This window comes from Pseudoduganella sp. jia 9 (genome assembly GCF_055502615.1).
The window spans coordinates 258,817-271,080 of sequence record NZ_JBUPWE010000008.1 but is presented as its reverse complement, the minus strand read 5'-3'; the positions used below and the strand labels follow the sequence as shown (position 1 = coordinate 271,080).

6 protein-coding genes are annotated in these 12,264 nt (G+C 69.4%); 5 read left to right on the top strand and 1 reads right to left on the bottom strand.

Going from position 1 to position 12,264, the window contains the following annotated elements:
- Positions 1-39 precede the first annotated feature (39 nt).
- The 4 genes from ACY34H_RS12265 to ACY34H_RS12250 all read left to right on the top strand — a co-directional run bounded on the left by ACY34H_RS12265 (position 40) and on the right by ACY34H_RS12250 (position 8,932).
- Positions 40-2,268 carry a TonB-dependent receptor gene (locus ACY34H_RS12265; RefSeq protein WP_464977771.1) on the top strand — a complete coding sequence of 743 codons (2,229 nt, stop codon included), beginning with the start codon at positions 40-42 and terminating at the stop codon, positions 2,266-2,268.
- 12 nt (positions 2,269-2,280) lie between these two features.
- Positions 2,281-5,574 (top strand): ATP-binding protein, encoded by a 3,294-nt coding sequence (locus tag ACY34H_RS12260; protein WP_464977770.1) that lies wholly within the window; start codon positions 2,281-2,283, stop codon positions 5,572-5,574.
- The gene (locus ACY34H_RS12255) at positions 5,571-6,473 is read left to right on the top strand and encodes a diguanylate cyclase domain-containing protein (protein ID WP_464977769.1); all 903 of its coding nucleotides are present in this window, start codon (positions 5,571-5,573) and stop codon (positions 6,471-6,473) included. Before ACY34H_RS12260 ends, ACY34H_RS12255 begins: the two co-directional genes overlap by 4 nt.
- Before the next feature lie 95 nt (positions 6,474-6,568).
- The gene (locus ACY34H_RS12250) at positions 6,569-8,932 is read left to right on the top strand and encodes a DNA polymerase II (RefSeq protein ID WP_464977821.1); all 2,364 of its coding nucleotides are present in this window, start codon (positions 6,569-6,571) and stop codon (positions 8,930-8,932) included.
- 194 nt (positions 8,933-9,126) lie between these two features.
- On the opposite strand, the gene ACY34H_RS12245 is transcribed toward ACY34H_RS12250, so the two are convergent.
- Positions 9,127-10,575 (bottom strand): M28 family peptidase, encoded by a 1,449-nt coding sequence (locus tag ACY34H_RS12245; protein WP_464977768.1) that lies wholly within the window; start codon positions 10,573-10,575, stop codon positions 9,127-9,129.
- A gap of 233 nt (positions 10,576-10,808) precedes the next feature.
- On the opposite strand from ACY34H_RS12245, the gene ACY34H_RS12240 reads away from it, so the two are divergent.
- Positions 10,809-12,122 carry a GGDEF domain-containing protein gene (locus ACY34H_RS12240; RefSeq protein ID WP_464977767.1) on the top strand — a complete coding sequence of 438 codons (1,314 nt, stop codon included), beginning with the start codon at positions 10,809-10,811 and terminating at the stop codon, positions 12,120-12,122.
- The last annotated feature ends 142 nt before the right edge of the window (positions 12,123-12,264 follow it).

Sequence of the window (12,264 nt, the reverse complement as noted above, 5' to 3'; positions counted from 1 at the left end):
ACTACTCGCGCGGTGTGTCCAAAAACTGAAAGAGAAGCAATGCAAGATCATCGTGGTTCCCCCACCATCCTGGCTGCCCTGGTGGCCACGGTTTGTTCCAGTGCCGTCCACGCGCAGGCGCCCGACGGGCAACTCCAGGAAGTCGTCGTCACCGCGCAGCGCACCACGTCGCTCGAATCGAAGACGCCCGTCGCCATGAGCGTGCTGTCCGGCGACGCGCTGCGCGAGGCCGGCTTCGACTCGCCGGCGGAACTGGCCAAGCGCCTGCCCAACGTGCACCTCGACGGTGCCGCCGACGGCCTGCGCATCACCATCCGCGGCGTGTCGAATTCGGACGCCACAGACAAGGGCGATCCATCGGCCGCCTTCATGCTGGACGGGATATACATCGCCCGTCCGCAGAACCAGAACGGGCTGCTGCTCGACGTGGATCGCATCGAAGTGCTGCGCGGCCCGCAGGGCACGCTGTACGGCCGCAATACCACGGCCGGCGTCATCAACGTGATCTCGCGCGCGCCAACGCGGCAGCTGGAGGCCGAGTTCGGCGTCGCGGCCGGCAACTATGGCAGCCGCAAGGCGAACGGCATGCTCAACGTGCCCATCGCCGACTGGCTGGCGCTGCGCGCCGCCGTCGCCATCGACCGCCACGACTCCTACCTGCGCAACGGCCAGGGCACGCGGCACACGCTGGGCCAGGATGCCGACAGCCGCAGCGTCCGGCTATCGGCCAAGGTAACGCTGGGGCCCGCGGCATCGCTGCTGCTGCGCGCCGACCACTCCAGCAACGACTACAATGCGGACAGTTTCGTCTCCGACAACAACTTCTTCCGCAATGCCGACAGCGGCAACCCCGTGTGGTACGGCGCCTCGGCCGGCGACCGGCTGACGAACCGCTTCGTGCCGCCCAACATGGTGCCGGAACAGGGCTGGGCGCGCACCCAGACATCCGGCATCGGCGCCGAATTCACGTGGAACCTGGGTCCGGCCACGCTGCACTACCTGGGTGCGCACCGCGAGTTCGACCTCGACTTCCTGACCAACTACATCTACCGCGTGACACCGTCGGCGACGCTGGGCGTGCGCCAGGTCTACACCGGCGGGCAGCGCCAGGATTCGCACGAGGTGCGCGTGGCCACCAACGGCAATGGCGCGCTGTCCGCCCAGGCCGGCCTGTACTGGTTCGACGAACGCTCGCATTCGAACTACGCGTTCCGCGACCTGATGCCGATCGGCTTGCCGCCGTACTACGCCTACCCTTCCGATCCCACGCTGGCGAAGAGCCGTGCCGCCTTCGGCCAGCTGACCTACCGCGTGACCAGCCGGCTGCGCGCCACCGCCGGCCTGCGCTACACGGAGGATGAAAAGTCGCGCGTCGGCGCCACCAGCTTCCAGCAGGGCCCCGTGTTCAACCCGGCCACCGACTACCAGCTGCCGAACGCCGCGCTGATCGAGACGGACAAGCGCACCTGGCGCCTGGGCCTCGACTACGACCTGGCCCCTTCCACCTTTGTCTACGGCACGCTGTCGACAGGCTACAAGGCCGGCGGCTTCAACGACGGCTGCGTGGCCGGCACCACGCTGGGCGTGGCCTGCCCGGCGGCAACCGCGTTCACCCCTGGTTTCCTGTACTACCAGCCGGAGACGCTAAAGGCCCTCGAACTGGGCGCGAAGACGCGCTTCTGGAACAGGCGGGCCACCCTGAACGTGGCCGCGTTCAAGTACGACTACACCAACCTGCAACTGTCCGGCAATGCGATCATCGCCGGCGCGCCACGCTTCATCACCACCAACGCCGGCATCGCCAGCGTGCGCGGCCTGGAGCTGGACGGCAAGGTGCAGGCCACGGCCGATGACCGCTTCACGTATGGCCTGACGCTGCTCGATGCGCATTATGTTTCGTACACGCCGGACGGCATGCAGTCGTGGGATGGCCGCAAGCTCGACCGCGCACCGTCGCATGTGCTGTCGGCCGGCTACGAACGCCGCGTGCGGCTGGGCGGCCATGAAGTGCGCGCCGGCGTCAATGCGCGCCGCAGCGCGGCCTACATGATCGGCGTGCCGTCGAGGCTGGTGCAGTACCGCATCCCGGCCATGTCCACGGTGGATGCCACGCTGGCGTGGCGCCCGGACGACGCGCCATGGTCGGTGGCGGCCTATGCGCACAACCTGGGCAACAAGATCGCACCAGCCACGATCGACAGCTTCGGCATGTCGGTGCCCGGCGCCCCGCGCACCTTCGGCGTGCGCTTCGACTACCGGTACTTCTAAGCAAAGACCCGCATGCGCCCGCCCAGCCAGCTTTGCCACATCAGCTACCGCGGCGGCGCGCTGCGGGTGGCGCATCCTGCGACGGCTTCCGCCACGCATTCCACCACGCATTGCACCACGCATTGCACCACCATATCGGCCGCCTTCCTTGCCGCCCTGCGCTTCGTGCTTGCCGCCGCGGCCTTCGGCTGGAGCGCCCTGGCCTGGGCCGCGCCGGTGCTGCTGGACGATGCGCAAAGCGAAGTCGACGCGTGGTCGGCGACGACGATGCTGTCCGATCCGGAACGCAAGCTCGACGCGGCGGCGGCGCTGGCCGCGCGCGACCGGTTCGCGCCGCCGGCGCTGGCGCGCGGCACGACTGGCAAGTATGAACGGGTACTGTGGCTGCGCATCCCGGTTCGGGTGCCCGCCGGGGCCGATGGCCAGTGGGTGCTGGCGCTGAACTACGCGCTGCTGGGCCGCGTGGATACGTGGATCGTCACGGACGGCCGGCCCGGCCGCCACATGGCAGCCGGCAACCGGTTGCCGCCGCCCGAGCCGCGCCTGGGCGCACGCGTGCCGGCCTTCGTCCTGACGCTGCCGCAGGGCGAGCACGAACTGCTGCTGCGGGTCGAGGCGCGCGGCCCGATCATCCTGCCGCTGCGGCTGGAGAAGGCCGCGCACTTCCACCGCACGGAACTGCTCGAACAGATGGCGCAGGGCCTGCTGGCCGGCCTGGCCTTCTGCCTGCTGGTATACAGCCTGTCGCACTGGGTCACGCTGCGCGACCACACCTTCGGCAAGTTCGCGCTGGCCACCTCCGGGCTGGCGCTGTATGCGATCGACTTCTTCGGCGTCGGCCACCAATACCTGTGGCCGGGCAGCCCCTGGCTGATCGAGCATGCCGGCGGCATCACGGCGATGATCGCCTCGTGCGGCTCCTACCTGTTCGTCGAGCAGGTGCTGGCCCGGCGCGGCATGGACCGCCGTTTCAGCCTGCTGATGAAGGCCTGCGCGGCGCTGATGGCGCTCACCGCGCTGACCTATGCGCTCGATATCCTGCCGATGAACGGCCTGCTGCTGGTGGTGTCCACGCTGGGTGCCGCACCCAAGCTGTTCGGCCTGCCGGGTGCATGGCGGCTGATGCGCCGCGGCGATCCGGTGGGCTGGTACTTCACGACCAGCTGGGTCATCTCGTTTGCCGGCGCGGTCGTGCTCGCGCAGGTGTTCGCCGGCGGACTGGCAGCCACCTTCTGGACCATGCACGCGCTGCAGCTGGCCAGCACGATCGACATGCTGGTGTACATGCGCATCCTCGGGCTGCGCACGCAGGGCCTGCAGACGGCGATGCTGCGCGCCGAGGCGGCGGCGCGGCTGAAATCGGAATTCATGGCCAACATGAGCCACGAGATCCGCACGCCGATGAACGCCATCCTCGGCATGAGCCGGCTGGCGCTGCAGGCCGGGCCCGATGCGCGGCTGCGCAACTATCTCGTCAAGATCCTGGGTGCCGGCGAGCACCTGCTGGGCATCATCAACGACATCCTCGATTTCTCGAAGATCGAAGCCGGCGGGATGACGCTCGAGCGGGTGCCGTTCGACCTGCACGCGCTGCTCGACAACCTGGCCAGCCTGGCGGCGCCGGAACAGGACGGGCGCGCGGTGAAGCTGGTGTTCCGCGTCGGCCCCGGCGTGCCGGCTGCGCTGGTCGGCGATCCGCTGCGGCTCGGCCAGGTGCTGCTGAACCTGGCCGGCAATGCCGTCAAGTTTACCGAACGGGGCGACGTGGAGGTGGCGGTCGACCTGGTGGACCAGGGCGCCGGTCACGCGGCGGCCGGCGTGGCGCTGCGCTTTTCCGTCAGCGATACCGGCATCGGCATGAGCGAGGAGCAGCAGGCCGGCCTGTTCCGCGCCTTCAGCCAGGGCGACGCATCGATGACCCGCCGCTACGGCGGCACCGGCCTGGGGCTGACGATCTCCCAGCAGCTGGTGCAGCTGATGGGGGGCCGGATCGCGGTGCATAGCCGGCCGGGCGCGGGCAGCACCTTTGCGTTTACCATCGACATGGGCATCGCCGATGCGGGCTGGGATGCGGTGGCCAGGGCGGGCCGCTCGACGGCGCCGCCCCCGCGCGACCTGGCGCGCCTGGATGGCGCCCGCGTGCTGCTGGTGGACGACAACGCCAACAACCGCGAAGTGGCGCTGGACTTCCTGGCGGCCGCGCCGCTGCACGTGGACGTCGCCGTCAATGGCCTGGAGGCGGTGCGCATGGTGCAGGCGCGCGACTACGACCTGGTGCTGATGGATATCCAGATGCACGGCATGGATGGCCTGTCGGCGGCGCGCCGCATCCGCACGCTGCCCGGCCGCGCCGCCCTGCCCATCGTTGCCATGACGGCGCATGCGCTGGCGGGCGACCTGGAAAAAAGCCTGGCGGCCGGCATGAACGCGCATATCGCCAAGCCGATCGACCCGGATCTGCTGTTTGCCGCCTTGCTGCGCTGGGTCGATCCGCGCCGCCTCGCCGACCGCACCGATCGCTCCGACTGCTCCGGTCAGCCGCTGTCCGCCGCCGCGCGGGAACCGGTAGCGCCCGAAACGGCATCGCCGGCATCGGCAGCGGCGCAGCCGTCCGCCCCGCTGCCGGCGCTGCCGGGCGTCGACTGGCAGGCCGCGCTGGCCGGTGTCGACGGCAGGCGCGACCGGCTGCAGAAGCGCCTCGATGGCTTCGTGCGCGAATATGCGCCGGCGCCGGCGGCGCTGCGCGATGCACTGGCGGCCGGCGAGCGCCGCACGATGGCGACACTGGCGCACAACATGAAGTCGAGCGCCCTGTACATCGGCGCCATGGCGCTGTCGGAGGCGGCCGCCAGCGTCGAGCACGCGTTGCGCGACAACGGCAAGCAGCGCATCGGCCAGGGTACCGGCGCCCCCGTCCATGTGCAGGAACATGGCCGCGATGCCCTCCTCGCCAGCCTGGTGGCGGAGCTTGCCGGCACGCTGGAAATGGTGCTGGCCGGCCTGGCACCGCTGCTGGCGGCACCGGCGGCGCCGGCCGCGGAGCCCGCGGAGCCCGCTGAGCCTGCGGAAACGGCCCGCGCCGACCTGCAGGCGCTGCTGCGCGAGCTGGCCGCCTGCCTGCGTGCCGACGACGCCCGCGCCGAAGACCTGCTGCGCGAACTGCGGGCGCTGCCCGCGGCGGCGGCCCATGGCGCACTGATGGCCGGGATTGTCAAAGCCGTGGGCGACATCGAGTATCATGCGGCAATCCGGCCGCTGAGCCGCCTGGCGCACGCGCTGGACACGACCCTCGAAGATCCCGCATGACTTCCCTGCAAAAAGTCCTGGTGGCCGACGACGATGCCACCAACCGCGCGGTGCTCGCCGAGCTGCTGAAACCCGAGTACACCGTACTGCTTGCCAAGGATGGCACGCAGGCGCTCGACCGCGCCGCCCGCCACCTGCCCGACCTGATCCTGCTCGACGTGATGATGCCGGACCTGGATGGCTTCGAAGTGCTGCGCCGGCTGCGCGGCGATCCGCACACGGCGGGTATCGCGGTGATCTTCGTTTCCGGCCTGGGCCGTCCCGAGGACGAAGCGCAGGGCCTGAAGCTGGGTGCCGCCGACTATATCGCCAAGCCGTTCAACGCCACCGTGGTGATGGCGCGCGTGGCGCTGCACCTGCAGATGGTGCGCCAGCGCCGCCTGCTGGAACACCTGGCGCATGTCGACGGCCTGACCGAACTGGCCAACCGGCGCCGCTTCGACGAGATGTTCGCGGGCGAGATCGGGCGCGCGCGCCAGACCGGCAACCCGCTGTCGGTGGCGCTGCTCGACATCGATGCCTTCAAGCAGTACAACGACCATTACGGCCACCCGGCCGGCGACCGCGCGCTGCGCGCGGTGGCGCGCACGGCCGCGGCCTGCGTGCGCCGGCCCGGCGACCTGGCGGCCCGCTACGGCGGCGAGGAACTCGTGCTGCTGATGCCGGAAGCCGATGCGGCCACCGGACGGGCCGTCGTGGAGCGGGTGCGCGATGCGCTGAACCGGCTGGCGATCGGCCACGTCGCCTCGCCGGTGGCGCCGGTGCTGACCGTCAGCGGCGGTGGCGCCACGCTGCTGCCCGGCGAGGACGCGACGGCACTGTTCGCCGCCGCCGATGCGCACCTGTACCGGGCCAAGCAGGCCGGGCGCAACCGGGTGGCCTGGCGCGCCGCGCCCTGACCGCCGTGCAAGCCGACGAACCGCGGGCAGGCGAAGGGCCGTCCGGCGACGTGCCGGCGGGCGAAGCACGGACGGGCGACGTGCCGGCCGATGGCATGCCCGCCGATGGCATGCGCAAGGGCTTCCTGCTGACCCGCCACTGGCGCGATACCGAGGCCGGCACCGAGGTCGAGTTCTGGATCGCCACCGACGACGGCCCGCGCTGCGTGCGGCTGCCGCCGCAGCCTTCGGTCGCCTTCATTCCGGCCGAATGGCAGGAGGCGGCGCAGACGGTGCTGCGCGCCGAGCGCGGCTGCGAATTGCGGCCGCTGGCGCTGCGCGACTTCCGCCACCGCCCCGTCGTCGGCCTGTACTGCCGCCATTACCGGCAGTTGCTGAAGCTGGAAAAGCGGCTGCGCGACCATGGCATCGACGTCTACGAAGCGGACGTGCGGCCCCACGAGCGCTACCTGATGGAGCGCTTCATCGCGGCACCGGTATGTTTCGAGGGCGAAGAGCGCGGCGCCACGATCGTCGATGCGCGGCTGAAACCGCACGACGGCTACCGCCCGGCGCTGCGCCTGGCGTCGCTCGACATCGAGACCACCGCGCACGGCGACCTGTACTCGATCGCGCTGGAAGGCTGCGGCGCGCGCGACGTCTACATGCTGGGGCCGCCGAACGGCGATGGCGCGGGCCTCGACTTCGACCTCACCTACTGCGCCGACCGGCCGGCGCTGCTGGCGCGGCTGAACGACTGGATTGCGCGCCACGATCCGGATGCGATCATCGGCTGGAACGTGGTCCAGTTCGACCTGCGCGTGCTGCAGAAGCATGCGGAACGCTTCGGCGTGCCACTGCTGCTGGGCCGTGGCGGCACGCCGATGGAATGGCGCGAGCACGCCAATGGCCAGCACTTCTTCGCGGCCGCGCCGGGCCGGCTGATCATCGACGGCATCGAAGCGCTGCGCTCGGCCACCTGGAGCTTCACGTCGTTCAGCCTGGAGCACGTGGCGCAGACGCTGCTGGGCGAAGGCAAGTCGATCGACAATCCCTACGACCGCATGGACGAGATCAACCGCATGTTCGCCGAGGACAAGCCGGCGCTGGCCCGCTACAACCTGAAGGACTGCGAGCTCGTCACGCGCATCTTCGCGCAGACCGGCATCCTCGACTTCCTGCTGGAACGCGCCAGCGTGACGGGGCTGCCGGCCGACCGCAGCGGCGGCTCGGTGGCCGCCTTCGAGCATTCCTACCTGCCGCTGCTGCACCGCGCCGGCTTCGTGGCGCCGAACCTGGGCGACGTGGCCAATGCCGACAGCCCGGGCGGCTTCGTGATGGATTCGCGCTCCGGGCTGTACGACTCGGTGCTCGTGCTGGACTACAAAAGCCTGTATCCCTCCATCATCCGCACTTTCCTGATCGACCCGGCCGGCCTGGTCGAAGGCCTGCGCGAGCCGGAAGCCGACACCGTGCCGGGCTTCCGGGGCGCGCGCTTCTCGCGCAGGACGCACTGCCTGCCGGAGATCGTCACGCGCGTGTGGCAGGGCCGCGAAGCCGCCAAGCGGGACGGCAACAAGCCGCTGTCGCAGGCCCTGAAGATCATCATGAATGCGTTCTACGGCGTGCTGGGTTCTTCCGGCTGCCGCTTCTTCGACCCGCGGCTGGCCTCGTCGATCACGATGCGCGGCCACGAGATCATGCACCGCACGCGCGAGCTGATCGAGGAACAGGGCTACCAGGTGATCTACGGCGACACCGATTCCACCTTCGTCTGGCTGGGTCGCGCCCACGGCACGCGGGAAGCGGACGACATCGGCCGCGCGCTGGTCGCCCGCGTCAACGGCTGGTGGCGGGCGCACCTGCAGGAAGCATTCGGGCTGGACAGTGCGCTGGAGCTGCAATACGAAACCCACTACCGCCGCTTCCTGATGCCGACGGTGCGCGATTCCGACGAGGGCAGCAAGAAACGCTACGCCGGGCTGGTGCTGCGCGCCGACGGTGGCGACGACATCGTGTTCAAGGGCCTGGAAACGGTGCGCACCGACTGGACGCCGCTGGCCCAGCAATTCCAGCAGACGCTGTACGGCCTGGTTTTCCGCGGCGAACCGTACCGCGACTATGTGCGCGACTATACCGAACGCATGCTGCGCGGCGAACTGGACGAGCTGCTGGTCTACCGCAAGCGGCTGCGCCGCGCGCTGGGCGACTACGACCGCAACGTGCCGCCGCACGTGCGCGCCGCCCGCATCGCCGACGAAGTCAACGCCGCCCAGGGCCGCCCGCTGCAGTACCAGAATCGCGGCTGGATCCGCTACCTGATGACCACCGCCGGCCCCGAACCGCTGGAACGGCGGCGCGCACCGATCGACTACGCGCATTACCTGGACCGGCAGCTGCGGCCGATCGCCGATGCGATTCTGCCCTTCCTGGGGGATAGTTTTACCGGGTTGACGAGCCGCCAGCGGGTGCTGTTCTAGAGGGGCCTGCGCCTGCCGCCGACATGCAGGATCTCGCACACGGCGGCTGATCCGCAGGGGTCTGTCCCCGGTAAGTGCTGGTTTCCAGCCCTGTTGATAGCGTAACGAGGGGACTGACCCCGGTGTTTGCCGGCATACCATAATGCCAGCAAAAACCGGGGTCACTCCCCTGCATGCCAACCGCGACTTCTACCCTACTGCCCCATCAGCTTCCTGCCCGCCTCCCGATACGGCGCGGCCTTCGGCGCATTGGTCCATTGCGGCCTTGCCGGATCGTTGGCGATGTCCTGCAGCCCCAGCGCCACCATCCGCGTGACGCGCGCCATGTTGTTGTAATCGAGCTTGGCCCAGTCGTCGTCCTTGCCGTGGTAGTCGGGGAAGCCGAAGGCAACGGCCAGCGTGTGGGCCGGCACGCCAACGTCGGCCAGCGCCTGGTTGTCGCTGCGGGCGAAATACCGGTCGCTGTTGGCGGCATGCTTCCACAGGCGCACGCCGGAGCGCTCGCCCGCCTTCCTGAGGTAATCGGTGACGGTCGAATAATCGAAGCCGGTCAGCGTGGCGGTGCCTACCTGGGCGCCTTCGCTGTCGTCGGTGCGGCCGATCTGTTCCAGGTTCAGGTGCGCCACCGTATCCTTCAGCGGGAACACCGGGTGGCGGCCGTAGTAGCGCGAGCCGAGCAGCCCCAGTTCTTCGCCGAACAGCGCCACGAAGACGATGCTGCGGCGCGGGCGGGACTTCTCCGCGGCGAGCGCGGCGGCAATGTCGATCACCGCCACGGTGCCGCTGCCATCGTCGTTGGCGCCGTTGAAAATCTCGCCGTTGCGGATGCCCAGGTGGTCGTAGTGCGCCGTCAGCATCACATAGGTGTTCTTCAGTTCAGGATCGCTGCCGCGCAATACGCCGATCACGTTGCGCAGCTTCGCCGCGCGCAGCTGCGGCACGCCCACCGTGGCAGCCACCGTGGCGCCGGCTTCTTCCAGCGCGGCCGCGGCGGCGGCATCGTGCAGCACGACGACCGGCGCGGCGCCGGCCGGCGCCACCTGTTCCGGATCGATCAGCCAGCCTTCGCCACGGTTGCGCTGCTGGCCCCGGGTATCGACCAGCACCACCAGCGCCGGCCGCGACTTCAGGCCGCTGCGCAGCACGCCGGCGGCGTCCGGCACGGCGGCGGCGGGCACCACCAGCACCTTGCCGTCCGCTTCCGATCCGGCCGCCAGGGCCTCCTGCCACGTCAGCCGCATGACGGCCGTCGCGCCCAGCGCCACCGGCTGCACGAAATTGGCGGTGGCAGCCGAGTGCGGCACGGCGATCGTCTTGCCGCCCGCCTGCACGGTGAACGTGAAATCCGCGGCGGCGCGCTGCGCCTGCTGCCAGTTGGCGGTCTGGAAATAGCCGTCATCGCCGGCGGCCTCCAGCCCGGCGCGGCGAAACTGCGCGGCGATGTATTCGGCCGCCAGGTCCAGTCCACGCGACGGCGTGCCGCGTCCTTCCAGCAGGTCCGAAGAGAGGAAGGACAGGTGGCCGCGCAGCGAATCGGCCGTGATGCGGTTCGCCAGCGAGTCGGCGGGTGCCTGGGCGCCGGCGCTGGCGGCGCCCAGCGACAGGCTGACGGCCAGGGTCAGTGCGGAGAGGGAATGGCGCATGCAATCGCTTTCTCGATAAGAGGAAAAATGCAATATTGCATGGGAGTTGTCGCCTGGTCAATCCTGCGCGGCCCGGGCGAGGCATTCGGTACCATGTTGCATCCCGCACACAAGTCGAGTAATGATTCTACAAATAATCATTGCCGCATGGAAATACCGAGGGTATTCTGGCCCGATTGGCTGAAACCGTTTTCACTTTGACTTCCTCCCCCGCACACCGCCTGATGCACCGCGTGCTCGCCCTCCTCGCACTGGCGACCGTGGGCCTGCTCGTCTGGCACCATGTCGGCATGGAACGGGTGATCGACCTGACCGCGCGCCCCGACGTGCGGCGCGACGTGATGGACGACCGCTGGATGGGCGGTACCAGCCGCGTGGCGCTGGAGCGCCGCGGCCGGACGATGACGATGCGCTGCCAGCTGGTGCGCACGATCGACTGGCCGGCCTGCAAATACCAGTTTGTGTTTTCGGATACGCAGGCCGGCATCGACCTGTCGGAGTTCGACAGCGTGTCCTTCGACGTCGCTTACCGCGGCCCCGGGCGCCGATCGCTGCGCCTGATGATGCTGAACTATGAACCGGACATCTCGAAACTGGCGGACCCGATGTCGCAGAAGGTCAACGAAGTCGAGTTCGACGTGCCGGCGGACGGCACGATCCGCGTTCCCCTGAACGTGCTCCATACCGCGACCTGGTGGATCGACTACATGAAGGTGCCGCTCGACGACACCGACATGCGGATCGATAACGTGACGCGCGTGGAACTGCTGACCGGCGCCGCCAGCACGGAAGGCGAGCACGTGATCGAACTGCGCTCGCTGCGCCTGCATGGCAAGTGGATCACCAGCGACGAACTGTACATGGGCCTGATGGCGGCATGGATCCTGTGCGCGGTCAGCTGGCCGGTGCTGGCCGCGCTGCAACTGCGCCGCGAACTGAGCGACAGCGGCCGGCGCCTGGCCCTGCTCGGCGAGATCAATGCCGCGCTGCAGCTGGAGGCGCGCGAGCTGGTCGAGCAGGCCAATACCGATCCGCTGACGGGAACGCTGAACCGGCAGGGCCTGCGCGCAGCCCTGATGAGCACGGCATCGCTGCTGGCACCGCCGGTGGCCGTGGTGTTTGCCGATATCGACCATTTCAAGGGCATCAACGACCGGCACGGCCATGACGTCGGCGACGCGGTGCTGCGCGACTTCGCCGCGGCGATCCACGCCGAGATCCGCACCAACGACAGGCTGGTGCGCTGGGGCGGCGAGGAATTCCTCATCGTCTGCCCCGCCACCGGCGCCGAACAGGCTCGCCAGCTGGCCGAGAAGCTGCGTGCCGCGCTGCACGCCGGCACCTGGCCGGCCGGCCTGCGCGTGACGGCATCGTTCGGCATTGCCGCGCGCGCTCCCGACGAGGATATCGGCGCCGTCATCAAGCGCGCCGACGGCGCGCTGTATGCAGCGAAAGCGGCCGGCCGCGATCGCGTCATGGTGGCCGAGGCGGCGGGGCTGCCGCAGGAAGCCTGGACGCCGCAGGCGGCCGGCCGGCAGTACGACTGACCTTTGCGCTGCCCCCTGTTCGCCATCGCATCCGCCGGACACTTGCGTTTCCGCAACAGTCAGTATTGATCTTAAGAAATCTTTCGGCGCTTGCGACCGTTTCCACGCGTACACTTGGCCAACCGGCGGCCACCGGACCTGG